27 protein-coding genes are annotated in these 25,662 nt (G+C 66.4%); 13 read left to right on the top strand and 14 right to left on the bottom strand.

What is annotated here, in order from left to right; genetic code table 11:
• The first annotated feature begins 41 nt into the window (after window positions 1-41).
• From IE113_RS06835 to IE113_RS06825, 3 genes are read left to right on the top strand one after another with little or no spacing between them, the layout of a single operon-like run.
• Window positions 42-605: a TetR/AcrR family transcriptional regulator gene (locus IE113_RS06835; RefSeq protein WP_229822176.1), complete on the top strand. Its 564-nt coding sequence runs from the start codon at window positions 42-44 to the stop codon at window positions 603-605.
• Window positions 602-1,258: a YkgJ family cysteine cluster protein gene (locus IE113_RS06830; RefSeq protein WP_268248103.1), complete on the top strand. Its 657-nt coding sequence runs from the start codon at window positions 602-604 to the stop codon at window positions 1,256-1,258. Before IE113_RS06835 ends, IE113_RS06830 begins: the two co-directional genes overlap by 4 nt.
• Window positions 1,259-1,277: 19 nt before the next feature.
• On the top strand, window positions 1,278-1,652 hold the full coding sequence (locus tag IE113_RS06825; protein ID WP_189539813.1) for a hypothetical protein: 375 nt from the start codon (window positions 1,278-1,280) through the stop codon (window positions 1,650-1,652).
• Between the two features lie 12 nt (window positions 1,653-1,664).
• Here IE113_RS06825 and queA read toward each other — a convergent pair whose 3' ends face one another.
• From queA to IE113_RS06800, 5 genes are all read right to left on the bottom strand, one after another.
• A complete protein-coding gene (gene queA, locus IE113_RS06820) occupies window positions 1,665-2,702 on the bottom strand; it encodes a tRNA preQ1(34) S-adenosylmethionine ribosyltransferase-isomerase QueA (protein ID WP_189539811.1) in 1,038 nt (345 codons plus the stop codon).
• A gap of 77 nt (window positions 2,703-2,779) precedes the next feature.
• A complete protein-coding gene (locus tag IE113_RS06815; RefSeq protein WP_189539809.1) occupies window positions 2,780-3,460 on the bottom strand; it encodes a peptidylprolyl isomerase in 681 nt (226 codons plus the stop codon).
• Between the two features lie 85 nt (window positions 3,461-3,545).
• Window positions 3,546-4,058, bottom strand: a complete 513-nt coding sequence (gene coaD / locus IE113_RS06810; RefSeq protein WP_189539807.1) for a pantetheine-phosphate adenylyltransferase — start codon at window positions 4,056-4,058, stop codon at window positions 3,546-3,548.
• Window positions 4,059-4,955: a polyprenyl synthetase family protein gene (locus tag IE113_RS06805; RefSeq protein WP_189539805.1), complete on the bottom strand. Its 897-nt coding sequence runs from the start codon at window positions 4,953-4,955 to the stop codon at window positions 4,059-4,061.
• Between the two features lie 3 nt (window positions 4,956-4,958).
• Window positions 4,959-5,216 carry an exodeoxyribonuclease VII small subunit gene (locus IE113_RS06800; protein ID WP_229822174.1) on the bottom strand — a complete coding sequence of 86 codons (258 nt, stop codon included), beginning with the start codon at window positions 5,214-5,216 and terminating at the stop codon, window positions 4,959-4,961.
• 63 nt (window positions 5,217-5,279) lie between these two features.
• On the opposite strand from IE113_RS06800, the gene IE113_RS06795 reads away from it, so the two are divergent.
• Genes IE113_RS06795 through purL form a run of 3 tightly spaced genes read left to right on the top strand, consistent with a single transcriptional unit; the run spans window position 5,280 to window position 8,558 of the window.
• Window positions 5,280-5,675, top strand: a complete 396-nt coding sequence (locus IE113_RS06795) for a DUF2177 family protein (RefSeq protein ID WP_189539801.1) — start codon at window positions 5,280-5,282, stop codon at window positions 5,673-5,675.
• Between the two features lie 13 nt (window positions 5,676-5,688).
• Entirely contained in the window at window positions 5,689-6,342 is a 654-nt protein-coding gene (locus IE113_RS06790) for a hypothetical protein (RefSeq protein ID WP_189539799.1), read from the top strand.
• A 32-nt stretch (window positions 6,343-6,374) separates the two neighbouring features.
• Window positions 6,375-8,558 carry a phosphoribosylformylglycinamidine synthase subunit PurL gene (purL, locus tag IE113_RS06785; RefSeq protein ID WP_189539797.1) on the top strand — a complete coding sequence of 728 codons (2,184 nt, stop codon included), beginning with the start codon at window positions 6,375-6,377 and terminating at the stop codon, window positions 8,556-8,558.
• 183 nt (window positions 8,559-8,741) lie between these two features.
• Here purL and IE113_RS06780 read toward each other — a convergent pair whose 3' ends face one another.
• Window positions 8,742-9,587, bottom strand: coding sequence for a Coq4 family protein (locus IE113_RS06780; RefSeq protein ID WP_268248102.1), 846 nt, complete (start codon window positions 9,585-9,587; stop codon window positions 8,742-8,744).
• Between the two features lie 118 nt (window positions 9,588-9,705).
• Here IE113_RS06780 and IE113_RS06775 point away from each other — a divergent pair, with 118 nt between their 5' ends.
• Window positions 9,706-10,284: a cytochrome b family protein gene (locus IE113_RS06775; protein WP_189539795.1), complete on the top strand. Its 579-nt coding sequence runs from the start codon at window positions 9,706-9,708 to the stop codon at window positions 10,282-10,284.
• On the opposite strand, the gene serB is transcribed toward IE113_RS06775, so the two are convergent.
• Window positions 10,281-11,162, bottom strand: coding sequence for a phosphoserine phosphatase SerB (serB, locus tag IE113_RS06770; RefSeq protein ID WP_229822173.1), 882 nt, complete (start codon window positions 11,160-11,162; stop codon window positions 10,281-10,283). The genes IE113_RS06775 and serB overlap by 4 nt on opposite strands.
• On the opposite strand from serB, the gene miaA reads away from it, so the two are divergent.
• The 5 genes from miaA (at window position 11,155) to IE113_RS06745 (ending at window position 16,334) form a co-directional block, all read left to right on the top strand.
• On the top strand, window positions 11,155-12,114 hold the full coding sequence (gene miaA, locus IE113_RS06765; RefSeq protein WP_189539793.1) for a tRNA (adenosine(37)-N6)-dimethylallyltransferase MiaA: 960 nt from the start codon (window positions 11,155-11,157) through the stop codon (window positions 12,112-12,114). The genes serB and miaA overlap by 8 nt on opposite strands.
• Window positions 12,115-12,264: 150 nt before the next feature.
• Entirely contained in the window at window positions 12,265-14,007 is a 1,743-nt protein-coding gene (ilvB, locus tag IE113_RS06760; protein ID WP_189539791.1) for a biosynthetic-type acetolactate synthase large subunit, read from the top strand.
• Between the two features lie 16 nt (window positions 14,008-14,023).
• Window positions 14,024-14,539: an acetolactate synthase small subunit gene (ilvN, locus tag IE113_RS06755; protein ID WP_189539789.1), complete on the top strand. Its 516-nt coding sequence runs from the start codon at window positions 14,024-14,026 to the stop codon at window positions 14,537-14,539.
• Between the two features lie 65 nt (window positions 14,540-14,604).
• Entirely contained in the window at window positions 14,605-15,624 is a 1,020-nt protein-coding gene (gene ilvC, locus IE113_RS06750) for a ketol-acid reductoisomerase (protein WP_189539781.1), read from the top strand.
• A gap of 59 nt (window positions 15,625-15,683) precedes the next feature.
• Window positions 15,684-16,334, top strand: coding sequence for a YceI family protein (locus IE113_RS06745; protein WP_189539780.1), 651 nt, complete (start codon window positions 15,684-15,686; stop codon window positions 16,332-16,334).
• A 121-nt stretch (window positions 16,335-16,455) separates the two neighbouring features.
• Here IE113_RS06745 and IE113_RS06740 read toward each other — a convergent pair whose 3' ends face one another.
• Both IE113_RS06740 and IE113_RS06735 read right to left on the bottom strand, forming a co-directional pair.
• Window positions 16,456-17,592 carry an epoxide hydrolase family protein gene (locus IE113_RS06740; RefSeq protein WP_189539777.1) on the bottom strand — a complete coding sequence of 379 codons (1,137 nt, stop codon included), beginning with the start codon at window positions 17,590-17,592 and terminating at the stop codon, window positions 16,456-16,458.
• Entirely contained in the window at window positions 17,592-18,029 is a 438-nt protein-coding gene (locus tag IE113_RS06735; RefSeq protein WP_189539775.1) for a PaaI family thioesterase, read from the bottom strand. Before IE113_RS06735 ends, IE113_RS06740 begins: the two co-directional genes overlap by 1 nt.
• Before the next feature lie 234 nt (window positions 18,030-18,263).
• Between IE113_RS06735 and leuA the strand changes: the two genes are divergently transcribed.
• Window positions 18,264-19,937, top strand: a complete 1,674-nt coding sequence (gene leuA, locus IE113_RS06730) for a 2-isopropylmalate synthase (RefSeq protein ID WP_189539772.1) — start codon at window positions 18,264-18,266, stop codon at window positions 19,935-19,937.
• Between the two features lie 44 nt (window positions 19,938-19,981).
• Here leuA and IE113_RS06725 read toward each other — a convergent pair whose 3' ends face one another.
• The 5 genes from IE113_RS06725 to IE113_RS06705 are packed head-to-tail and all read right to left on the bottom strand — an operon-like array spanning window position 19,982 to window position 25,624.
• Window positions 19,982-21,022, bottom strand: coding sequence for an alcohol dehydrogenase family protein (locus tag IE113_RS06725; protein ID WP_189539752.1), 1,041 nt, complete (start codon window positions 21,020-21,022; stop codon window positions 19,982-19,984).
• A gap of 18 nt (window positions 21,023-21,040) precedes the next feature.
• Window positions 21,041-22,588, bottom strand: a complete 1,548-nt coding sequence (locus IE113_RS06720; protein ID WP_189539750.1) for an acyl-CoA synthetase — start codon at window positions 22,586-22,588, stop codon at window positions 21,041-21,043.
• An 18-nt stretch (window positions 22,589-22,606) separates the two neighbouring features.
• Window positions 22,607-23,833 (bottom strand): acyl-CoA dehydrogenase family protein, encoded by a 1,227-nt coding sequence (locus tag IE113_RS06715; protein ID WP_189539748.1) that lies wholly within the window; start codon window positions 23,831-23,833, stop codon window positions 22,607-22,609.
• Between the two features lie 14 nt (window positions 23,834-23,847).
• On the bottom strand, window positions 23,848-24,585 hold the full coding sequence (locus IE113_RS06710; protein ID WP_189539746.1) for an SDR family NAD(P)-dependent oxidoreductase: 738 nt from the start codon (window positions 24,583-24,585) through the stop codon (window positions 23,848-23,850).
• A gap of 10 nt (window positions 24,586-24,595) precedes the next feature.
• Window positions 24,596-25,624 (bottom strand): phosphotransferase family protein, encoded by a 1,029-nt coding sequence (locus IE113_RS06705; RefSeq protein ID WP_189539744.1) that lies wholly within the window; start codon window positions 25,622-25,624, stop codon window positions 24,596-24,598.
• Window positions 25,625-25,662 lie beyond the last annotated feature (38 nt).

The raw sequence follows: 25,662 nt of genomic DNA, 5'->3' as shown, positions 1-25,662 counted from the left end.
TAAACATAACCCAAATGGTAACAGTGTCAACATCAGCCGAAATGGTCCGCACTTATCACCACGGCGACTTGCGCAGCGCGCTGGTCGAGGCCGGCTTGCGCGCGCTGGAAACCACGGAAATCGGCGACATTTCGCTGCGCCAGATCGCCCGCGACGTGGGCGTTTCCGCCACTGCGGTCTATCGCCACTTCCCCGACAAGCGCGCGCTGCTGGTGGCGCTGGCGGGCGCGGGGATCGAGAAACTGGGCGAGGCACAGCGCGCCGCGGCCGAATCGGCGGGCGGCGGTCCGGGCGCATTCGGCGCGACGGGGCGGGCCTATGTCCGCTTCGCCCTTGCCCACCCGGCCCTGTTCCGACTGATTTTCACGCACCTGCCCCCGCCCGGCGACACGGTGTTCGGCGAATCCCTTGCCGCGCGCCTGCTGCAGGAAAAGGCCGCCGCCGCGACCGGCGGCGATCCGGCTGAAACCCGCCGCCTGATGGTCCAGGCCTGGGCCGTGGTGCATGGACTCGCCATGCTGATGCTGGACGGCCAGTTGCCCCCTGACGACGCGCTGATCGACCAGGTGATCGATCCGGCGACATTATTTGGCAGACGGCGTTGACCGCCCTGCCCGCCCAGCATGCCGCCGCGCGGAGCGAGCCGTTCGCGTTTCATTGCGCGGCGTGTTCGCGGTGTTGTCATCACAAGGTGATCCAAACCAACCCCTATGAAATCGCGCGGCTGGCGGCATTCAAGGGCGTTTCGGCGGCGGAGTTCCGCGAGCACTGGACCGAAGGCGGCGCGGGAACCACGCTGGCGAGGACTGAGGCGGATGTCTGCGTGTTCCTGGGGGATCAGGGCTGCACCGTGCACCCGGCGCGGCCGCTGGTCTGCCGGCTCTATCCGCTGGGGCGGCGGCGGGCGGGCGACGGGACCGAGCACTGGCTGCGGCTCGATCCGCATCCCCTCTCCGCCGGCACATTCGGCACGGACGGCACGATTGCGGACTACGTGGAGGCGCAGGGCGCGCAGCCGTTCATTGCGGCGGCGGATGCCTATGCCGAATGGGTCAACGTGGCTCGCGACGCGATGGCGCCGCTGCCCGGTGGCACTGCCGGGGGCGCGGCGGTGTTCGACCTGCTCGACCTCGACGCAGCGGTTGCCGCGCACTGCGCCGCGACCGGCGCAGAGGAGCCAGCCGATCCGGCGAAGCGTTTGGACATCCATCTGGCCTTGCTGTATGCACAGCTGGACAAGCTTTCGTCACAGGCGTGACGGGACAGGAGCGACTGGCATGGCCAAGACCGACAGCAAGCGCAGTGCATCCGGCGCCACCATCGCCTCGGCGATCACCCTGCTCAGCGCTTCGCTGGGGATGAGCGCCGAAGCCGCTCCGCCCACGCCCGGCCCGACGATCCACGCCAAGGACCCCGCCGCCAGCCACCAGCACAAGCTGGAGACCGCCCAAGGCAACGTCGAAAGCATGCAGCACAAGCATGACAGCTTGCAGCACAAGACCGAGAGCATGCAGCACAAGCACGACAGCTTGCAGCACAAGGTGGAAAGCCGGCAGCACAAGCTCGATTCCGTGCAGGGCAAGTTCAAGAGCGACCAGCACAAGCTGGACAGCCAGCAGATCAAGCTGAAGACGGTGCAGCCGGGGCAATAAGGCCCCCGCGCCCTACCCTTCCGGCAGCAACAGGCTGGAATCGCCGTAGCTGTAAAACCGATAGCCCGTCGCAATCGCATGGGCATAGACTTGCTGCATCCGCTCCAGCCCCATCAGCGCGCTGACCAGCATGAACAGCGTCGATTTGGGCAGGTGGAAGTTGGTCATCAGGGCATCGATGCCCTTGAAGCGGTAGCCTGGGGTAATGAAGATCGCGGTGTCGCCCTCGAACGGGCGGATCACCTTGTCGTCCCCTGCCGCGCTTTCGAGCAGGCGCAGTGACGTGGTGCCAACCGCGATCACGCGCCCGCCGCGCGCGCGCACGGCGTTGAGGCGGTCGGCGGTGGCGGCGTCGATCCGGCCCCATTCGGCGTGCATCTGGTGATCGGTGGTATCGTCGGCCTTGACCGGCAGGAACGTGCCCGCGCCGACGTGCAGAGTCAGCGTTTCGTGGCCGATCCCGGCTTCGGCCAGCGCTGCCATCAGTTCCGGCGTGAAGTGCAGCGCCGCCGTGGGCGCGGCAACCGCGCCGTCGCGGGCGGCGAACATCGTCTGGTAATCCTGCTTGTCGGCCTCGTCCAAATCGCGCTTGCCCGCGATATAGGGCGGCAGCGGCACCCGTCCAGCACGTTCCAGCAGCACTTCGACCGGCTCGTCCCCGCCAAACGCCAGCGTCCAGCTGCCGTCCGCATGGCGGGTTTCGGCCAGCGCGGTGACATCGGCGGGAAACTGGATTTCATCGCCCGCGCGCAGTCGCTTGCCATTGCGGATGAAGGCCTGCCAGCGGCGCAGGTCGATCCGCTTGTGCAGGGTCGCGCCGATCCTTGCCTCGCCCCGGCGGCCTTCCAACTGGGCGGGAATGACGCGCGTGTCGTTGAACACCAGCACATCGCCCGCGCGCAGCAAGCCGGGCAGATCGCGGACGTGATGATCGACCAGCGGCCCGGTGCTGCCCGGTACCAGCAGCATTCGCGCCGCATCGCGCGGCCGCGCGGGGCGCAGGGCGATGTTTTCCGGCGGAAGGTCGAAATCGAACAGGTCAACGCGCATGGGCACTGCCCTTAGGGGAACTTCGTCCCACCGTCATCCCGGGTCAGGTCCGGCGTGACGGGAACTGGCTTGCGAAATTACTCGCCCGTGGTGCCCGGCGCGGTAGCCCCCGGCGCGAGCATCTCCGGCGCGGCGACCGGCGCGGAAATCACCGGGCGCGGCTTGTTTTCGGACAAGAGCGAGGCTTGCACGATCCTGGTCGGGTTCACCGGCGGTTCGCCGCGCTCGATCGTGTCCACCGCATCCATCCCCGCGATCACGCGGCCGAAATTGGTGTAGCGGTTATCCAGCGCGAAACGCGGATAGAACACGATGAAGAACTGGCTGTTGGCGCTGTCCGGTTCATCGGTGCGGGCCATCGACACGCTGCCGCGCACGTGGGGCAGCTTGTTGAATTCGGCCTTCAGGTCGGGCAGCTGCGAGCCGCCGCCGCCGGTCCCCGTGGGGTCGCCGGTCTGGGCCATGAAGCCATCGATCACGCGGTGGAACACGATCCCGTTGTAGAACCCCTGGCTCGTCAGCGTCTTGATCCGCTCGACATGGCCCGGTGCCCACTGCGGCATCAGCCGGATCAGCACGCGCCCGCCATTCGACAGGTCCAGCACCAGGATGTTTTCCGGCTCCACCGCAGGATCGGGGTTGATCGCGGCGCTGAGCACCGGGGCGGGCGGCGTGACCGGCGGCTTGTCCTTGGCGAAACCCGGAACGGCGGCCAGCGACAGGCCCAGAGCAAGCGAAACGAAGGTACGACGGATCATGCGGTGCATACTCGAACTGAAAGGCGGCAAATGCGCTGAGTGGGCGGATACGCCCGCAACGCTGTCGTGGCAATGAACGGCGAGATTAATAGTCGCCCAGCGTCCCTGTCTTGGCAATTCGCGCCATCACGTCGTCGCGCACGGCGGGGCTGACGAAGCGGTGGATCTCGCCACCGAACATCGCGATTTCCTTGACCAGTTTCGACGCGATCGGCTGCAGGCTGACATCGGCCATCAGGAACACGGTTTCGATGCTGGAATTGAGCTGCTGGTTCATTCCGGCCATCTGGTATTCGTATTCGAAGTCCGCCACGGCGCGCAGGCCGCGCACGATCACGTTGGCGCCCTGCTTCTGCGCGAATTTCATCAGCAGCGCGTTGAAGCCGACCACTTCGACGTTGTCGATGCCCATCGCCGCAACTTCGCGCGTGACCATCGCCATGCGCTCGTCCGGCGTGAACATCGGGTTTTTCGACGGGTTGGTGGTGACGCCGATGATCAGCTTGTCGACCAGCTTGGCCCCACGCCGGATGATGTCGGCATGGCCCAGCGTGATCGGATCGAAAGTGCCGGGATAGACCCCGATGCGCGATGCCATTTAGTGGTCCCTCTCCACGATGTAGCGCGCGATGTCGCGCAGCAAGTCTGCTTCCTGCCCGTGCGAGGCAAGGTGCGCAACCGCCTGTTCGACCAGCATTCGCGCCTGTTCGCGCGCGCGGTCCGGCCCCAGCAGCGACACGAAGGTCTGCTTGCCGGCCGCCGCATCCTTGCGCAGCGCCTTGCCCGCAGCGGCTTCATCGCCTTCGTAATCGAGCAGGTCGTCGGCGATCTGGAAGGCCAGCCCGATGTCGCGGGCATAGCCGCGCAGGTGCGCCCGCCCCTCGACCGGGACCTTGCCCAGGATCGCGCCCATTTCCACCGACGCGCCCAGCAGCGCCCCGGTCTTCAGCTGTTGCAGCCGGGTGATGGTGGGTAGATCGAACTGGCTGGTTTCGGCGACGATATCCATCATCTGCCCACCCGCCATGCCGTTCGAACCGCTGGCCGTGGCCAGCGTCAGGATCAGTTCGGCGCGGGTGAAGGGATCGCTGCTGGTCGCGGTGTCGGCCAGCACCTCGAACGCGAAATCGTGCAGCGCATCGCCAGCCAGCACGGCCGTCGCCTCGTCAAAGGCAAGGTGCGCGGTCGGCTTGCCGTGGCGCATCGCGTCGTTGTCCATGCAAGGCAGATCGTCGTGGACCAGCGAATAGACGTGGATCGATTCGATCGCGATCCCGGCGCGCAGCGCGGCGGCGCGGTCCACCCGGTACATGTCGGCAACCGCCGTCAGCAGCAGCGGGCGCAGCCGCTTGCCCCCGCCCAGCACGGCATAGCGCATCGCCTCCATCAGCCGCGCGCGCGGGTCGGTCGGCACCGGCAGCAGGGCATCGAACATGGATGCGACGTCTGCAGCGATGCGCGCCATCGCGTCCTTCAGCAGCGGGCTGGCGCTCATCGCCTAGCGGCCCGGTTCGGCATCGAACGGCTGGACGGCGGCGGCCTGCCCGTCCGGTCCGGCCACGATCTTCTCGATCCGGGTCTGCGCCGCGTCGAGCCGGGCCTGGCAGTGCTTGCGCAGCGCTTCGCCGCGTTCGTACAGGGTGATGGAATCGTCCAGCGGCACTTCGCCGCTTTCCAGTTTGCGCACCACATCTTCCAACGCGCGCAGCGCATCTTCGAAGCTCATCGCGGCGATATCGGCAGCAGTCTCGCTCATGGGATCAAGCATTGACCGTCCAGCGGCCAAGGGTCAAGCTGCGACAAACCGTGGGAGCAATCGATGCAGTGGATTATCGCCTATCTGGCCGCCGGAGTATCCTTTGGCATCCTCGATGCGCTGTGGCTGCGCTGGGCCGGGCCGAACTTCTATCGCCCCGCGCTGGGCGACCTGCTGGCAGAGCAGTTCCGGATGGGACCGGCGCTGGTGTTCTACCTGCTCTACATCGCGGCCATGGTGTGGTTCGCGGTGCGCCCCGGGATCGCTCTGGGCGTGCCGCACGCGGTGCTGAACGGCGCGCTGCTGGGCGGGATCGCCTATGCCACTTATGACCTGACCAACCAGGCGACGCTGAAGGTCTGGCCGGTGCACGTCACGCTGGTCGATATCGCGTGGGGCGCGTCCGCCACCGCGCTGGCCTGCGGGATCGCGGCCTTCGCGGTCCGGCAGATGGCCTGAGGAGACCCGGCGCATGTTCATCGGCCACTGGGCCCCGGCCCTCGCCCTTGCCGCCCGGCCGAAAGCGCCGGGGCTTGGCACGCTGTTTGTGGCCGGGCAGCTGGTCGACTGGGCGTTCTTCGGGCTGCTGCTGACGGGGACGGAAGCGATGCGGTTTCGCCCCGGGGTCAGCGTGATGAACCCGATGGACCTCTATCACATGCCCTATACCCACAGCCTGCTGGGCAGCGCGGTGTTTGCCGCCGCGTTCGGCGCGCTGGTGCTGGGCCTGACGAAAAGCCGCGCCGCTGCCGGGATCGCCGCGCTGGTGTTGCTGTCGCACTGGTTCCTCGACCTGCTGGTCCATGTGCCGGACCTGACGCTGGCAGGCAGTCCGCCCAAGCTGGGCCTTGCGCTGTGGAACTACCCCACGATCGAGATGCCGCTGGAACTGGGGCTGACCTTTGGCGCGCTGTGGCTTTACGTTCGCCGCAAACGCCCCGCCCCACTGCGCGTCGGCGTGCTGGCGGCGGTCCTGCTGGCGCTGCAAGCGGTCAACTGGTTCGGCCCGGTGGAGCCGCACGTCACCACCGGCACCAGCCTGCTGGCCTTCTTCGCCTATGGCGCGGCGACGCTGGCGGCGTGGTGGATGGGGAAAAGCGCCGCAAATTCGGCCAGAACGGGCTAGCGGGACTCGCCCGGCGGCGCTAAGGGCCGCGCATGGCCGAAATCACTCCCGAAGTTGTCGCCGCCCACGGGCTGTCCGAGGAAGAATACGCCCGCGTGCTGCACGCGCTGGGGCGTGAGCCGAACATGGTGGAACTTGGCATCTTTTCGGTGATGTGGTCAGAGCATTGCTCGTACAAGTCCAGCCGCATCCACCTCAAGAAGCTGCCGACCGAGGCACCGTGGGTGATCTGCGGCCCGGGCGAGAACGCGGGCGTGATCGACATTGGCGACGGTCAGGCCGCCATCTTCAAGATGGAAAGCCACAACCACCCCAGCTACATCGAGCCCTATCAGGGCGCGGCAACCGGCGTTGGCGGCATCCTGCGCGACGTGTTCACGATGGGCGCGCGCCCGGTGGCGAACATGAACGCGCTGCGCTTTGGCCGGCCCGACCACCCCAAGATGAAGCACCTGGTGCAAGGCGTGGTCGCCGGCATCGGTGGCTATGGCAACTGCGTGGGCGTGCCGACGGTCGGCGGGGAAACCAATTTCCACAAGGCCTATGACGGCAACATCCTGGTCAACGCGATGACCGTGGGGATCGCCGATACCGACAAGATCTTCTATTCCGCCGCCACCGGCATCGGCAATCCGATCGTCTATGTCGGCTCCAAGACCGGCCGCGACGGCATCCACGGCGCCACCATGGCGTCGGCGGACTTCGACGAGAAGTCGGACGAAAAGCGCCCGACCGTGCAGGTGGGCGATCCCTTCACCGAAAAGCTGCTGATCGAGGCGTGCCTGGAACTGATGGCGACCGACGCGATCGTTGCCATCCAGGACATGGGCGCGGCGGGGCTGACGTCCAGCTCGGTCGAAATGGCGACCAACGGCAAGGCCGGGATCGTGCTCGACATGGACAAGGTGCCGTGCCGCGAAGAGGGCATGACGCCTTATGAAATGATGCTGTCCGAATCGCAGGAACGCATGCTGATGGTGCTGAAGCCGGGCAAGGAAGCCATGGCCGAGGCGATCTTCAGGAAGTGGGAGCTGGACTTTGCCGTGATCGGCGAAGTGACCGACACCGGCCACATGGTGCTGACCTGGCAGGGCGAAACCGTGTGCGACATCCCGCTTGGCCCGCTGGCCGAAGACGCGCCGCTCTATGACCGGCCCGCCGCCAGCCGCGCGGACTATGCCGCGTGGGCCAATGTCGCGCCGCTGGGTAACGTCCCGCCCTCGGCCGATCTCGGCGCGGACCTCGTCAAGCTGATGGGCTGCGCGGACCTCGCCAATCGCAGCTGGATCTGGCAGCAGTATGATAGCCAGGTCGGCGCGGACACCCTGCAGAAGAGCGGCGGCGACGCGGCCGTCGTGCGCATCCACGGCACCCGCAAGGCGCTGGCGATGAGCACCGACTGCACCCCGCGCTATTGCTATGCCGACCCCTATGAAGGCGGCAAGCAGGCGGTCGCGGAAACCTATCGCAACATCAGCGCGGTCGGCGCGACGCCGTTGGCGATCACCAACTGCCTGAACTTCGCCAACCCGCAGCGCCCCGAAATCATGGCGCAGATCGTTGGCTGCCTGGAAGGCATGGGCGATGCCTGCCGCGCGCTGGACTACCCCATCGTGTCGGGCAACGTCAGCCTCTACAACGAAAGCAAGGCCACCGGCGGCGGCTCGGCGATCCTGCCGACCCCGGCCATCGGCGGCGTCGGCCTGATGCAGGACTATGGCGCGATGGCGACCGTGGCCTTCAAGTCGGCGGGCGAGGCGATCTTCGTGATCGGCCAGTCGAACGGCCATCTGGGCCAGTCGCTGTGGCTGCGCGAAATCCACGGCCGCGAAGACGGTGCGCCGCCGCCGGTCGATCTGGCCAAGGAACGCGCCCACGCCGAATTCGTCCGCCAGCTGATCGCGGATGGCAAGGTTTCGGCCGTGCATGACGTGTCGGACGGCGGCCTGCTGGTCGCGCTGGCCGAAATGGCGCTGGCGGGCGGGATCGGTTGCACGCTGGAGGAAATCGGCGATCACTTCACCGCGTTCGGGGAAGACCAGGCCCGCTATGTCGTGACCAGCGCGGTCGCGGACCAGATCCAGGCGGCCGGCATTCCGATGCTGCGCGTCGGCACCACCGGCGGCACCGCGGTGGCTGGTCCCGGCTTCTCGGTGGAACTCGCAGAACTGCGCGAAGCCAACGACGCGTTCTTCCGCGACTGGATGGAAGGGTAAGGCACAGCCTCTGAAAAAACCGTCATGCTGAACTTGTTTCAGCATCCATCGGGCCGGAAGCGCAGCGCGTAGCCGGCCTCAAGCTGAACGGCAGCGCTAAGCCGGTCAAATCAGCGTGGGCTGACGGTTGGATGCTGAAACAAGTTCAGCATGACGAAGGGGCTTGTCGGGTGGGGCCTTGTCTCAGGCCGCCTTTTTCACCGCCGCCAGCAGGTCATAGGGATCGATCCCTTCGCTCCGCCACTGGCTGTGCACCGCCTGGTAATAGTGCGGCGTGGTGATCCCCACGGCCTTGCGCGCCTCTTCATACGGCATCGCCAGCAGTTCCCGGATCGGCTGCTCGATGATCCGGCGGCAGGTATTGCCCATGCGCTGCGCCTTGCGCACGGCGCGCAGGATCGGGGCCTTGCTCTTGATCCGCTTGCGGATTTCCAGCGCCCCGGCATAGCCGAGGAACAGATGCGCCAGCGCGGGCTGCTGGCCATAGGTGAATGCCAGCACGCACTGTTCGCCCAGCGCATCGCGGCCATAGCCGGACAGCACGTGCTGCAGATCGTGCGTGTCGCGCATCCGGTTGAAATACCATTCGACCTGATCGCTGTAATACTGGTCCGCCCGGCGATACTTCGCCAGATCCTCGACCAGCCCGTGCGCGGTCAGCCCTTCGCGTTCCATGAAATCGCAGTAAACGTGGGCCAGGCTGCCCTTGGGCAACTTGCGCAGCGTGTCGTGGTCATCCAGCAAGGTCGGCAGGAACGGCTCGGTCGCGCGCAGGCGCTGGCCCTGCTCGGTCGCCAGAAACGCCTTGGCCGCGTCATAGCCCTGCCGCCAGGGCAGCGCTTCAAAGATCGGCGCGACTTCGGCGGTGTTTTCCTTGTCCTTCACCAGCTCCTTGAAATGGCGCCAGGCCTTCGCAAAGTCATAGCGCAGTGCGGGTCGGGCCGGGTCCATCACCGGCAGGTCGGCAGCGGGCGAGGTTCCAGCGACAGTGTCGAGGACGGGCGACATGGGGGCGGCGTGCATATCCATGAAGGTGAATATGCGAATTACTAACACTGGTGTCAATACTGCGATACAGTAGCGATCGCGGCGCGGCTTTGATAATCGGGCAGTCGAATCAAACCATGCGGGTTTTTACGGGTTTCTCATGCCACTACCAAGTCAATGGCCGCTGCTGATCGGCCTGATTATCGGGCTCGCGGCAATGCTGGCCGGGATGGCTTCGGCAATCCTGCCGGTCGACGGCTGGGAACTGGCCGCGCGCTGGACCGCGCGGGTCGGGTTCCCGCTGTTCCTGCTGGTCTATCTGGCCTCGTCGCTGGTGCGGCTGTGGCCGGGCGGCTGGCGCCGGACCGTCCTGCGCGACCGCCGGTTCTGGGGCCTGGGCTTTGCCGCCTGCCACACCGTGCACCTGTTCGCACTGGCCGTGTTCCTGAAACTGGGTGACGAGACCCGGCCAATTGCCGCGCTCATTCCCGGCGCCCTCGCCTATGCGCTGCTCTATGCGATGGCGGCCACTTCCACGGACGCGGCGATGCGCAAGCTGGGACGCAACTGGAAGCGGCTGCACAGCCTGGGCATTCACTACCTGTGGCTGATCTTCACGCTGGCCTATGCGGTGCGGATCCTCGATGTCGAAACGCGGGTCGAAGGGGTGATCGGCACCGCGCTGGCGCTGGCCGCGCTGGGCCTGCGGATCGCGGCCCGGCGCAAGGTTGCCGCTTAGACGGAAACCCAGTCCCCCCGCGCAACGCCCAGCAGTTTGAGCACCGAGGTCAGGTCGCCCTGCTCCACCCAGCCGTGCGCCGCTGCGCGGGCCTTGGGCTTGGCGTGATAGGCAATGCCATAGCTGGCCGCGATCAGCATCGGAATGTCGTTCGCCCCGTCGCCGGTGGCCAGGCTGGCCGCGCCATCGCGGCGGGCGACTTCGGCGCGCAGCACCGCCTCCTTCACCGAGCTGTCGACGATATCGCCGACCAGCCCGCCGGTCAGCTTGCCATGCGCAACCGCCAGCCGGTTGCCGACGACGCGCTCAAACCCCAGCCGTTCCGCCACGGGATCGGCGAACTGGTGAAAGCCGCCGGTCACCAGCACCGTTTCGGTGCCGTGGGCCTTAAGAGTGGCGACCAGCGTGCGCGCGCCGGGCATGTCGAAGATGCGTTCATCCAGGCACTGCTGGATCGCGTCCTCGCCCAGCCCGCCCAGCAGCCGCACCCGCTCGGTCAGCGCCTCGGCAAAGTCCAGCTCACCCTGCATCGCGCGTTCGGTAATGTCGGCAATCTGGTCCTTCAGGCCCGCGAAATCGGCCAGCTCGTCGATGCATTCGGCCGAGATCATGGTCGAATCCATGTCCGACACGAACACCCCCGGCACGCCGGGCGCATGATCGCTGACCAGCAGGTCAACCGGAGAGAATTGGGCGTCGAGCACGCCGCGCAAGGTGGCGGCAGTGCCGTGATCGGCGGCGACTTCCAGCACGTCGTCGTGGACTTTCAGCGGCTCGGCCCGGTGCACTTTCATCCCCGCCGCTTCCAGCGCATGGATCGCCGCGTCACAATTTGCGGCAAGCCGCGCGGGTTCTGCTATCAAGCGGGCAATGAACACGTCTGAATTCCCTGAATCGGTAGTTGGCCTTCCGCCGGTCGCGCTCATCGCAGGGCCGACCGCCAGCGGCAAGAGCGATTGCGCGGTGCGCCTCGCACTGGCGCTTGGCGCACAGGGCCGCGCCGCCACCGTCATCAACGCCGACAGCGCGCAAGTCTATGCCGATCTGGCGGTGCTGTCCGCACGCCCCTCGGCAGAGGAGATGCAGGGCGTGCCGCACCGCCTGTTTGGCGATTGGGACGGCGCGCGCGCCTGCTCCGCTGCCGACTGGGCCGCTGCCGCCCGCGCGGTGATTGCCGAAGTCCATGCCGGCGGGGGCGTGCCGATCCTGGTGGGCGGGACCGGCCTCTATATCCGCACCCTGCTCGACGGGATCGCCCCCGTGCCGCCGATAGACGCGGCGGTGCGCGAGGCGGTGCGTGCCCTCCCCGTCGCGGACGCCTATGCCGCGCTGCAGGCCGAAGACCCCGCCCGCGCCGCCCTGCTCGCCCCGGCGGATGCGGCGCGGATCGCGCGCGCACTGGAAGTCGTGCGCTCTACCGGGCGCTCGATCGCGGACTGGCAGACGCGCAAGACGGGCGGGATCGGCCATGCCATCGCCCTGCACCCGCTGATCCTGCTGCCTGACCGCGCCGCGCTTTACGCCCGCTGCGATGCCCGCTTTGCCCTGATGCTGGAGCGCGGCGCCATTGACGAGGTTCGCGCCCTGCTGGCGCGCCAGCTCGATCCCGCCCTGCCCGTGATGCGCGCCATCGGCGTGCCCGAAATCGCGGCGTTCCTGCGCGGGGAATCAACGCTGGCCGAAGCCGAAACCGCGGCGGCACAGGCCACGCGCAACTATGCCAAGCGCCAATACACCTGGTTCCGCCGCCAGCCCCCGCCCGAATGGCCGCGCACCGATGGAGATAATTTCGCAATCGAGGATGCGTTTGTTCATTTATTGCGCAGTTGATGGTTGACACGTTATTTTTCGTCGCATAGAGGCAAATGCAACAACCGCTCTTGCGGTTTTTGCGCGAGTTGGAGAGGGAGACCCGGCACAGCCCCCTGTGCCGGGTCGGTCCTTTCTGGGGACAGCGCCCGAAATTCGAAAGGAATGGACGTGAGCGAGGAGCGCAGCGGCGCCGTTATTCTGGTCGAAAGCCTGGCACGTCAGGGCGTCGAATTCGTGTTCGGCTATCCCGGCGGGGCGGTGCTGCCGATTTATGACGCCTTGTTCAACGATGCCCGCATTCGCCACATCCTGGTCCGCCACGAAGCGGGCGCGGCGCACGCGGCCGAAGGCTATGCGCGGTCCACCGGCAAGCCCGGCGTGGTGCTCGTCACGTCCGGCCCCGGCGCGACCAATGCCGTCACCGGCATTGCCGATGCGTTCATGGATTCGATTCCGCTGGTCGTCATCACCGGTCAGGTCCCCACCGGGCTAATCGGCTCCGACGCGTTCCAGGAAGCCGACACCATCGGCATCACGCGGCACTGCACCAAGCACAACTACCTGGTGAAGGACCCGGCGGAACTGGCCGGGATCATCGACGAGGCGTTTCGCATCGCCACCACCGGCCGCCCCGGCCCGGTCGTGATCGACATTCCCAAGGACGTGCAGATCGCCTCGGCCCAGTGGAACGGCGCGCCGCCCCAGAAGGAAAGCCGCTACAACCCGCAGACGCGCGGGTCCGACAAGGACATCGCCCGCGCGATCGAGCTGCTGGCCAATGCCCGCGCGCCGATCTTCTACACCGGCGGCGGCGTGATCAATTCCGGCCCGCATGCGGCGGACCTGCTGCGCCAGCTGCAGGAGCTGACTGGCGCGCCCGTTACCTCCACGCTGATGGGCCTGGGCGCGTTTCCGGCCGATCATGCCGACTGGCTGGGCATGCTGGGCATGCATGGCACCTATGAATCCAACATGGCGATGAACCAGGCCGACCTGGTGGTCTGCATCGGTGCGCGCTTCGACGACCGCGTGACGGGCCGGCTGGATGCGTTCTCGCCCCATTCGACCAAGATCCACATCGACATCGACCGCAGCTCGATCAACAAGACCGTCACGGTCGACCTGCCGATCATCGGTGACTGCGGCGAAGTGCTGGAACAGCTGATCGCCGCCTGGGGCAACCGCAAGCCGCAGAACCTGTCGGACTGGAAGGCCCGGATCGACGGCTGGCGCACTCGCAAGAGCCTGGCCTATCCGCGTGACCCGCAGGCGATCATGCCGCAGCTGGCGATCGAGCGCCTGTTCGAGCTGACCAAGCACCTCGATCCGGTGATTTCCACCGAAGTCGGCCAGCACCAGATGTGGGCGGCGCAGCACTTCCACTTCTTTGGCCCGAACAAATGGCTGACGTCCGGCGGTCTGGGCACAATGGGCTATGGCCTGCCCGCCGCGATCGGCGCGCAGCTGGGCAATCCGGACAGCCTGGTCATCGACATCGCGGGCGATGCCTCGATCCAGATGAACATCCAGGAACTGGGCACCGCCACGCAGTACCGCCTGCCGGTGAAGGTCTTCATCCTCAACAACGAATGGATGGGGATGGTCCGCCAGTGGCAGGAGCTGACTTATGAAAGCCGCTATTCGGAAAGCTATTCCGACAGCCTGCCCGATTTCGTCCGCCTGGCCGAAGCCTATGGCTGGAAGGGCATCCGCATCGAGGACGAAAGCCAGCTGGACGCCGGCATTCAGGCGATGATCGACCATCCCGGCCCGGTGATCGTCGATTGCCTGGTCGCCAAGGAAGCCAACTGCTTCCCGATGATCCCGTCGGGCGCGGCGCACACGGACATGATCCTTTACGGCGACAGCGTTGCCGGGACCATGGACGATGAAGCCAAGGCGCTGGTGTAAGGGATCCGGACCGATGATGAAGATCAAGCAAGAGCAGTCGGAACGCCACGTTCTGACCATCACCGTCGATAACGAAGCGGGTATCCTGGCCAAGATCGCCGGGCTGTTCACCGCGCGGGGCTATAATATCGACAGCCTGACCGTGGCCGACATTTCGGAGAACCACTCGATCAGCCGGATCACGATCGTCACCCACGGCCCGCCCGCTGTGATTGACCAGATCCATGCCCAGCTGGACCGGCTGGTGCCAGTGCACAAGGTCGTCGACCTGACCGAAATGGGCGCGCACGTTGAACGCGAGATGGCGCTGGTCAAGGTGGCCGGCACGGGCGACGCGCGGGTCGAGGCGCTGCGGCTGGCGGACGTGTTCCGCGCCAAGGTGGTCGACACCACGACCAGCAGCTTCGTGTTCGAACTGACCGGCACGCCGGACAAGATCGACCGCTTCGTCAGCCTGATGCGTGAGCTGGGACTGGTGGAAGTGGGCCGCACCGGCGTGGTCGGCATGATGCGCGGCGCGGAAGCGGCCTGACGGATTTTTTGAACTGAAATCTTGCCCTGTCCAACGGGGCCACATTGCAAGAGAACGGGACTGACATGAAGGTTTATTACGACGCCGATTGCGACCTCAATCTGGTCACTGGCAAGAAGATCGCCATCCTCGGCTATGGCTCGCAGGGCCACGCCCACGCCCAGAACCTGCGCGACAGCGGCGTGAAGGACGTGGCCATCGCGCTGCGCCCCGGTTCGGCCAGCGCCAAGAAGGCCGAAGCCGCCGGCTTCCAGGTCATGGCGAACGCCGATGCTGCCAAGTGGGCCGACATCCTGATGATCCTCGCCCCGGACGAGCACCAGGCCGCGATCTATGCCGATGACCTGCACGCCAACATGAAGCCGGGCGCGGCGCTGGCCTTTGCCCACGGCCTGAACATCCACTTCGGCCTGATCGAAGCCCGCGCCGATATCGACGTCATCATGATCGCCCCCAAGGGCCCCGGCCACACCGTCCGCAGCGAATACCAGCGCGGCGGCGGCGTTCCCTGCCTGATCGCGGTGCACCAGGACGTGACCGGCAACGCGCACGACGTGGCGCTGGCCTATGCCTCGGGCGTCGGCGGCGGCCGCAGCGGGATCATCGAAACCAATTTCCGCGAGGAATGCGAAACCGACCTGTTCGGTGAGCAGGCCGTGCTGTGCGGCGGCACCACCGCGCTGATCCAGGCCGGGTTCGAAACCCTGGTCGAAGCCGGCTACGCCCCGGAAATGGCCTATTTCGAGTGCCTGCACGAACTGAAGCTGATCGTCGACCTGCTCTATGAAGGCGGCATCGCCAACATGCGCTACTCGATCTCGAACACCGCCGAATACGGCGACATCAAGACCGGTCCGCGCATCATCACCGAAGAAACCAAGAAGGAAATGAAGCGCGTTCTGGCCGACATTCAGTCGGGCCGCTTCGTGAAGGACTTCGTGCTCGACAACCGCGCCGGCCAGCCGGAACTGAAGGCGGCGCGCGGCCTGGCCAAGCGTCACCAGATCGAGGAAACCGGCGCCAAGCTGCGCGCCATGATGCCCTGGATCGGTGCAAACAAGCTGGTCGACCAGAGCAAGAATTGACCTGACTGCCGCTTTGGGGGAAGATTGCGAACCATTCGCAACCTTCCCCCGGAGCATTCATGAAAAAGCACCTGATTCTCGGCCTTGCCGCCACCGCGCTGGCTGCCGCCGCCCTGCCGATCGGCGCACAGCCCGCCCCCACCCTGCCCGGCTCGAAGTCGGTCGCCGCGATTTCCGGCGGCACCTATCAGGCCGATGCCGGCCACACCCTGATCGCCTGGAAAGTCGATCACTTCGGCTTCTCGCCCTACACCGGGCTGTTCGGTGACATCACCGGCACCCTGAACCTCGATCCCAAAAAGCCCGCTGCCGCCAGCGTCGATGTGACCATTCCGCTGTCGAAGCTGGCCACCGCCAGTGCCGGCCTCACCGCGCACATGCTGCGCGATGCCAAGGAAGCGGGCGGCAAGCCCGATTTCTTCGGATCGAACCCCGCCCCGGCCCGGTTCGTTTCCACCAAGGTCACCCCGCAGGGCAAGCTGAAGGCGAAGATCGCGGGCAACCTGACCCTGAACGGCGTCACCCGCCCGGTCGTGCTGGACGCCGCGTTCTACGGCGCGGGCAAGGCTCCGGCGATGATGGGCGGCAAGGAAAACGTCGGCTTCACCGCCCGGGCCACGATCAAGCGCAGCGATTTCGGCATCACCTATGCCATCCCGCTGGTGTCCGACGCGGTCGAGCTGGAAATCGCCGCCGCGTTTGTGAAGTAAACGGCCAGGCGCCCCCAACCGTTCGTCATTGCGAGCAACGCGAAGCAATCCAGGGCCTTGATGCAAGCCGCTCTGGATTGCTTCGCTGCGCTCGCAATGACGAGGTTTGGTTTGATCTTCCTCAGCGCATCAGCGCGAACGCTGCCCTGAGTTCGCCCACGAAGGCATCGGGCTGTTCCCACGCGGCGAAGTGCCCGCCCTTGTCCATGTCGCCCCAGTGGACCAGGTTCGGAAAGTTCCGTTCCGCCCACTTGCGCGGGGTCGGCAGGATTTCCCTGGGGAACGCGCTGACCGCCACCGGCAGCTCGATCTGCTGCGGCGCGAAGGCTCCGAAGCTCTCCCAATAGAGCCGCGCTGATGACGCCCCCGTCGCGGGCAGCCAGTAAAGCATCAGATTGTCGAGCATCGCATCGCGGGTCAGCGCATCTTCCGGCGCACCCGCGTTGTCGGTCCACGCCCACATCTTCTCGTAAATCCAGCCGGCCAGCCCGACCGGCGAATCCACCAGGCCGTATCCCACCGATTGCGGTCGGGTGCGCTGCTGGGTGGAATAGCCCGAATCCCAGTCCTGATAGTGCTTGAGCGCCGCCAGCGCCTTGAGTTCCGGCGGCGTGGGATTGGCGAGGTCCTCCGGCTCCGGCCGCCCGATCGGCATGTTGAGGTGGATCCCCGCGCACCCGGCCACCTGCTGCACACCAATCGCGGTGGTGACGGCACTGCCCCAGTCCCCGCCTTGCGCGAACCAGCGGTCATAGCCCAGCCGCGCCATCAGCGTGCCCCACGCGCGGGCGATCTTTTCCACGCCCCAACCGGTGCTGGTGGGCTTGCCCGAAAACCCGAACCCCGGCAGCGACGGCGCGACCACGTGGAACGCATCCTCCGCCTTGCCGCCGAACTTCACCGGATCGGTCAGCGGCTCGATTACGCCCATGAACTCGATCACCGACCCCGGCCAGCCGTGCGTCATGATCAGCGGTGCGGCCTCTGGATGGGATGAGCGGACATGCAGGAAGTGGATGTCCAGCCCGTCGATTTCGGTGATGAACTGCCCCAGCGCATTGAGCCGCGCCTCGCACCGCCGCCAGTCATAGTGGTGGCGCCAATAGCCGACGAAATCCTGCAGCGCGGCGAGCGGCGTGCCTTGCGACCAGTCGCTGACGGTTTCCTGCTCCGGCCAGCGGGCAAGGTCGATCCGGGCGTTCAGGTCATCGAGCTGGCTTTGCGGGACAGCCAGCGTGAAGGGGCGAACTTCGCTCATCATGCACTCTCCAGCGCGGCGGCAGAGGCGCGCTCCACGCGGGCCTTGTCCATCAGCAGCATCGTGGTCGTGGCCTTGGCCAGCACGGTTCCGGTGCCGTCCTTCAGGCAGCCTTCGTAAAAGCAGGTGCGCCGTCCGTTGCGCTCCACCCAGCCTTCGGCGAACACCCGGCCGGGGCGCGCGGGCGCGAAGAAGCTGACTTTCAGTTCCAGAGTCATCGGCGTGACGTTCGTTCCGTTCAGCGCAATCGCCGCATGGGCCATCGCCGCGTCGATCCAGCCAGAGACGAACCCGCCCTGCACCACCCCGCCCGAATGGCACATGCCGGGCCGCGCCTCATATTCCAGCACCGCGCGGCCCGCCGGGTCCATCGTGACGATCCGCACCAGCCCCATCGTTTCGTACAGCGCATCCTGCGCGGCATCTGCGTTGCTCATTCCCTCTCCCGTCCGGATTTATCCAGTTGTCGTATCGCATCGTGGCACGGCGCTCTCCCTCTTTACAAGTGCGGTGTGAGTCACCATAGGCAAGGGCATGATCCTCCGGACCGGCCTTACCCTGCGACTTATCCGCCCTTGGGCGTGAGCTGGCGTGTCCCGGTGACGCGTCATGCGGCACCCAAGGGATAACCACCGCCTGACAGTCGCAATGCCAGTTACCGAGACACCGTTATGACCATGCTGAAAGACCCCTCGGCCAAGTACCGGCCCTTCCCGCAAATCAACCTGCCCGACCGGCGGTGGCCCGGCCGCGTCATCACGCAGGCCCCGCGCTGGCTCTCCACCGACCTGCGCGATGGCAACCAGGCGCTGATCGATCCGATGGGCGCGGAGAAGAAGACCCGGTTCTTCGACCTGCTGGTCAAGGTTGGCCTGAAGGAAATCGAAGTCGGCTTCCCCAGCGCGGGCGCGACCGAGTTCGATTTCATCCGCGGGCTGGTCGATTCCGGCCGCATTCCCGACGATGTGATGGTGCAAGTCCTGACCCAGTCGCGCGAGGATCTGATCAAGACCTCGTTCGAAAGCCTGGCGGGTGCGAAATCGGCCATCGTCCACGTCTACAACGCGGTGTCGCCACTGTGGCGGCAGGTCGTGTTCGGGCTGGAAAAGCCGCAGATCAAGGAAATCGCCCGCCAGGGCGCGATGTTCCTGCGCGATCAGGCGGCCCGCTTCCCGCAGACCGACTGGCATTTCGAATACAGCCCGGAAACCTTCTCCACCGCCGAAGTCGATTTCAGCATCGAATGCTGCGAAGCGGTGATGGAAGTGCTGCAGCCCACGACCCAGCATCCGATCATCCTGAACCTGCCGGCCACGGTGGAAGCGGCAACGCCCAACATCTATGCCGACCAGATCGAGTATTTCTGCCGCAATCTGCCGAACCGCGACCGCGCGGTAATCAGCCTGCACACCCACAACGACCGGGGCACCGGCGTTGCGGCGGCGGAACTGGGGCTGATGGCGGGCGCGGACCGCGTCGAAGGCTGCCTGTTCGGCAATGGCGAACGCACCGGCAACTGCTGCCTGGTGACGGTCGCGCTGAACATGTACACGCAGGGCATCAACCCTGAGCTGGACTTCTCGAACATCGACGAGGTGATCCAGACGGTTGAATACTGCAACCAGCTGAAAGTGCCGGAACGCCATCCCTATGGCGGCGAACTGGTGTTCACGGCCTTTTCCGGCAGCCATCAGGACGCAATCAAGAAGGGCTTCGCCGCGCAGGAAAGCCGCAACGACCAGCTTTGGTCGGTGCCCTACCTGCCGATCGACCCGGCGGACCTGGGCCGCAGCTATGAAGCGGTGATCCGCGTCAATTCGCAGTCCGGCAAGGGCGGGTTCGCCTGGGTGATCGAACAGGATCAGGGGCTGAAGCTGCCCAAGAAGATGCAGGCGCACTTCTCCAAGCACGTGCAGGAACTGGCCGACGAGCTGGGCCGCGAACTGGTGGCGGAAGACATCTGGGACGTGTTCCAACGGGTCTATCGTCTCAACACCCCGCAGCATTTCCAGCTGGTCGATTTCGACGAAAAGCGCGCGGCCGATGGCACCCGCGTGTTCGCCGGGAAGATCGAGCTGGACGGCACCGAGCGCAGCGTTTCGGGCCGGGGCAATGGCCTGATCTCGTCAGTCGTCTCGACCATTGCCGACAGCTTTGGCGTGGCGCTGGAAGTGCGCGACTATTCCGAGCACGCGATGGGCGCCGGGTCGGACGCCCGCGCGGCGGCCTATGTCGAATGCGTCACCCCGGAAGGCAAGACCATCTGGGGCGTCGGCATCGATGAAGACGTTGCCACCGCCAGCGTCCGCGCCGTGCTGAGCGCCGCGAACGCGGTGGCGGGGTAACAACAACGGTGGCCCCTCCCGCCGGCGCGGGAGGGGAAGCCCGGTCAATCCGGCACCAGCACCATTTTCAGCGCGCCCGCCTCGCGCGCCTCGAACAGGCGATAGGCTTCGGCCCCCTCGCTCAGCGGCATGCGGTGGCTGATATACTTTTCGGGCTTGAGGCGGCCCGACTGCACCAGCGGGAACAGCGCGGGCAGTTCTTCCGGCACGGAACAAGTGCCGGTCCGGAACGTCAGCCCCGCCGCGAAGGCGCGTTCCAGCGGGAACGGGAACCGGCGCGATTGCTGCACGCCGATCACCGAAACCGTCCCGCGCGGGCGAACCAGCCGCAGCGCGAAATCGACCGTGGCGTCGCTGCCCACCACTTCCACCGCGCAGTCCAGCTTGCGGCCTTTGGTATCCTGCCTGATCCGGTCCAGCGCCTCATCCGGGTGGAGCGCAATCGCGCCGGCAGCCTCGGCCAGCGCGCGGCGTTCGGGGATCGGGTCGATCGCATAGACCACGTGCGCACCCATCACGAAGGCGCTGTCGACGGCCATCAGGCCAATCGGACCAAGCCCGATCACGGCCACGCTGGAACCCGGCGCGACATCGGCGTTGCGCACGCCGTACCAGGCCGTCGCCAGCGCGTCGGTCATCATCAGCGCCTGTTCCATGCTGACGCCGTCCGGCACTTTCACCGCATTGGCATCGGCGGTGGGCACCCGCACGGCCTCGGCCTGTGAGCCTTGCAGCTTGGCCGACAGGCCATAGCACGAGCCCTGGCCGAACTCGCACAAGTTGACGACCCCCGCCAGGCAGGCGCGGCACGATCCGCAGCCCACGGCAGCGGGGATCATCACCTTGTCGCCCACTTTCAACCGGTGAACGCCGCTGCCCACCTCGACGACTTCGCCCACGGCCTCATGCCCCACGCAGAAGCCGATATCCTCGGAAAAGCCGTGGCCGTGATAGATGTGCAGGTCGGACCCGCAGATCGAGCAGGCTTCCACCTTGACCACCGCATCGCGGACCGATTGCGGGGCCGGATCGTCCATGCCTTCATACCGCACATCGCGCGCGCCATAGTATCGCAGGGCTTTCATCGTGTGTCCTCTCTCGGTTCAGATCCGCCGCTCGCGCCCTTCCCAGAAGGGTTCGCGCAGCTTGCGCTTGAAGATCTTGCCGGAATCCTCGCGCGGCAGGCTGTCGGCAAAGTCGATCCGGCGCGGCACCTTGTAGCTGGTGAGCACTTTCCTGAGTTCCGCCTTCAGGCCATCGCCGGTCAGCTCCGCCCCCGGCATCGGCTGGACCACGGCCATCACGCTCTCGCCGAACTCCTCGTCCGGGATGCCGAACACCGCGCAATCGGCGACGCCCGGCAGCTTGTGCAGTTCCGCCTCGATCTCCGCCGGATAGATGTTCGCCCCGCCGGAAATCACCATGTCGTTGATCCGGTCGCACAGGTAGAGGAACCCGTCGGCGTCGAAATAGCCCATGTCGCCGGGGGTCACGAGGCCATACTTTTCCATCGCGGCGCGTTTTTCGGGCGCGTTCTGATAGGTGAAGTCGGTGCCGTGGCGGCCCTTGCCGATCACTTCGCCCACGGTTCCGGGCGGCACGTCGTTGCCCGCTGGATCGACCACGCGCAGCGTCACGCCCGGCATGACCCGCCCGACCGATCCGGGATGCGCCAGCCATTCCGCCGATGACAGGCAGGTGACGTTGCCCATCTCGGTCGAGCCGTAATATTCCCAGATCACCGGCCCCCACCATTCGATCATCGCCCGCTTGACCGGCGGGGGGCATGGCGCGGCGGCGTGGGTGACGAATTGCAGGCTTGAAAGGTCGTACTTGCGCTTCACCGCCTCGGGCAGGCGCAGCAGGCGGTTGAACATGATCGGCACCATGTTGAGGTGAGTGATCTTCTCCCGCTCGATCAGCGCCAGCAGTTCCTCCGCATCGAAGCGCGGGCAGATCACCACGTTCGCGCCGACCCGGATCGAAAATGCCGAATGGGCATTGGGCGCAGAGTGATAGACCGGGCCGATCACCGCCGTCGTGATGCTGGCCGGATCGCGCCGCCCTTCCAGCACGTCGGTATAGCCATAGGACCAGCCGAGCATCGTGCTGACGGCGGCGTTCTGCTCCTCGGTAAAGGCGGGGCGCCTGACCCCCTTGGGGCGGCCGGTGGTGCCGGAAGTATAGATGATCGAACTGGGCGCGATGCCCGCTTCCCCCGCCCACGGCGCGGCAGCATCGACCAGTTCGCGCCACAGCGGAAAGTCGGCGGGCGGCGGCACATCGGGCAAGCCATAGGCGCTGCGCACTTCCTCGGGCGTCTCGACAATCACCACCGGCAGGCCCGGCGGAATGGCCGACCTGATCGGTTCATAGAGGTCGGCGTGGATCAGCAGCAGCTTCACGCCGCTGTCGACCAGCAGGTAATTCGCCTCGTCAGGGGTGTAGTGCCAGTTCACCGGCACGGGATAGATCCCGAGCATCCCCGCCCCGAACACCGCCTCGAAATAGGCAATGTCGTTGCGCAGGTAAAGCGCGATACCATCGCCCTTTGCCACGCCGAACCCGGCGATCACGTTCGCCGCGCGGCGGGCGCGGGCATCGAATTGCTCCGCGGTGACAGTGCGGTTGCCGCTCTTGATCCAGCCCATGCCGACCTCTCCCCCGACCTACCGCTCGTTCATCGCGACGTATTCCTTGATCTTCTGCTTGCCGAGCTGGCTCATGTGCACTTCATCCGGGCCATCGGCGATGCGCACGAAGCGGTTGAGCGTGAAGAACCGGGCGACCGGCGTATCGTCGGAAACGCCCATCCCGCCGTGAACCTGAATCGCCCGGTCGCAGACGGTCTGGGCCATCTGCGGGGCGACGACCTTGATCGCGGCGATCAGGTCCTTGGCGACCTTGTTGCCATAGCGGTCCATCGCGTCGGCGGCTTTCAGCGTGAGCAGGCGGGTCATTTCCACCTCGCAGAAGCTCTTGGCGATGTCCTGCCGGATGCTCGACTGATCGGACAGCTTCTTGCCAAAGGCGACGCGGCTGTCGGCGCGGCGGGCCATGATTTCCAGCGCGCGCTGGGCCTGACCGATGGAGCGCATGCAGTGGTGGATGCGGCCCGGCCCAAGGCGCCCTTGCGCGATCTCGAACCCGCGTCCTTCGCCCAGGATCAGGTTGCCCTTGGGCACGCGAACGTTGTCGAACCGCAGTTCGACCTCTCCGCCCGGCGAATTGTGGCTGCCGAACACGGTCAGATGGCGCACGATGGTGATGCCCGGGGTGTTGGGTTCGACCAGGATCTGCGAATGCTGGGCATGGCGCGGGGCATCGAAATCGGTCTTGCCCATCACGATCCAGATGTCGCAGCGCGGGTGCATCGCGTTGGAAATCCACCACTTGCGCCCGTTGATGACATATTCGTCACCATCGGGGGTGATCGACAGTTCCAGCTGGGTCGCGTCGGACGAGGCAACCTGCGGCTCGGTCATCACATAGGCCGAGCGGATCGTGCCGGCGAGCAGCGGCTTCAGCCACTTTTCCTGCTGTTCCGGGCTGCCATACTTGGCCAGCACTTCCATGTTGCCGGTATCGGGGGCGGAGCAGTTGAACACCTGGCTGGACCACGGCACGCGGCCCATCAACTCGGCCAGCGGGGCATATTCAAGGTTGGTCAGGCCGGGCGAAAACGCGCCGTATTCATGCGGCAGGAACAGGTTCCACAGGCCCAGCGCGCGGGCCTTGTCCTTCAGCGGCTCCATCCCCGGCCATTCCTGCCACTGGTTGGCGGGATCGGTGACGAAGTCGTGGTAGGCCTGCTCGTTGGGATAGATATGCTCATCCATGAAGGCCTGGATCTGCGCCAGCAGGCCCTTCACCTTGTCGCTGTGTTCAAAGTTCATGTCGTCCGGTCCTTTCAGAGGGAAAGCCCGCCGTCGACGATCAGCGTGTGACCGGTGACATAGGAGGCGAGCGGAGAGGCGAGGAAAATGGCGGCCCCAGCCATGTCGGCGGGCGTGCCCATCCGGCGCTGCGGGATGCTGGCCAGCGCCCCGGCCATGCGTTCGGGGTTCTGGGTGGTGACCTTGGTCAGCTTGGTATCGACGAGGCCGGGGGCAAGGCCGTTGACGCGAATGCCCTCTGGCGCCCAGGCCTGCCCCAGCGTCTTGGTCAGGCTGATCGCGCCAGCCTTTGACGCGGCATAGGCCGGATTGCCGATGTTGGCCTTCAACCCGGAGATCGAGCTGACCACGATCACGCTGCCCCGGCTGTCCAGCAGCTGCGGTTTGAATTTCCGCGCGATGTGCATCAGGCTGTCGAGGTTGACCGCCATGACCCGGTCCCAGCCGGGGCGCTCGAACTCGCCGCGCTTGTAGACGACCGTGCCCTGGCACAGCACCAGCACGTCCAGCGTGCCGAACGGCAGCGACGCGGCCTCGATCGCGTCGGGATCGCCAACGTCGACGCAGGTATAGCCCAGCCCGCTGAGGTCGGACCCGTCCGCCGGGTCATAATCGGCCGGATCGGCGCGGGTGCCCCAGACGTGGACCTGCGCGCCGCGCTCCCGGAAGGCATGGGCAATGCCGTTGCCGATCCCGCTGGACCCGCCCACGACCAGCACCGTCTTGCCGGTAAAATCGGTATCGCTGTGCATGAAATTCCCCTCAGGCAATGCGCCGCAGCGCGCGTTCGAACAGGTGGATGGTGTGCGCGTGGAGCCGGTCCCCCACCTCGCGCGGGGCCTTGCCGGCACAGGCGCGGGCGTGGGTGCCTTCCAGGATGATCCCCAGCTTGTAGCAGGCCAGCACCGCGAACCAGTCGAGGTGGGCAAGGTCGCGGCCGGTCCGCGCGGCATAATGCGCGGCCAGTTCCGCCGGGGTGGCAAAGCCGTCCCACGGGGTGATCGCCACATCGGTGGCATGGGGCGCGTCGCCCTCTGGCCAGGTCGCCAGCAGCCAGCCCAGATCGAGCAGCGGATCGCCCAGCGTGCTGAGCTCCCAGTCGACCACGGCGGCGAGTTCGCCGCTGTCCGGCCGGAACAGCACGTTGGCGAAGTGAAAGTCGCCGTGGATGATCCCCGGCTGGATCGTGTCCGGGCGGTGCGCGTCGAGCCAGCGGGCGACCTTCTCCACGCCCGGAATCGCCTCCGGGCCGCTCCAGCCCGGCAGCTCCGCATAACTGGCAAGCTGCGCCGCCCAGCGCCCGACCTGCCGCTCCAGCCAGCCGTCCAGCTTGCCGAAACCCTCCAGCCCGACCGCGCGGTAATCGACCGTGCTCAGCGCCGCGATGGCCTCCACCATCGCCAGTCCCATCCGGTGGCGCACGGCAGCATCCCCGGCGTGGAGCGCGGGCAGCCCTTCCGTGGCATTGAAGCCTTCGATCGGCTCCATCAGGTAGAACGCCGCGCCGATGACGCTGTCGTCCTCGCACGCCGCAATCAGGCCGGGATGCGGCACCGCACTGCCCGCCAGCGCGGCCAGCACGCGCGCCTCGCGCCGCATCGTCTCGTTCGAATTGGCGCGCAGCACCGGCGGCGGGCGGCGCAGCACATAGTCCCGGCCGGCGCGCGTGAAGCGCAGCAGGATGTTCTGCGTTCCGCCGGACAGGCGCTCGGCCCGCTCCAGCGGACCAGCGCCAAGGCCGCGCCCATCCATCCAGCGCGCCAGCGCGGCAAGGTCGACACCCAGGTCCACCCGGTCATCCTCTCGTTCTGTTTGTTTATCCAGATGGA

The sequence above is a fragment of the Novosphingobium arvoryzae genome, from assembly GCF_014652615.1.
In the GTDB taxonomy this organism is placed as follows: domain Bacteria; phylum Pseudomonadota; class Alphaproteobacteria; order Sphingomonadales; family Sphingomonadaceae; genus Novosphingobium; species Novosphingobium arvoryzae.
This window is presented reverse-complemented; position numbering and strand designations above follow the sequence as displayed.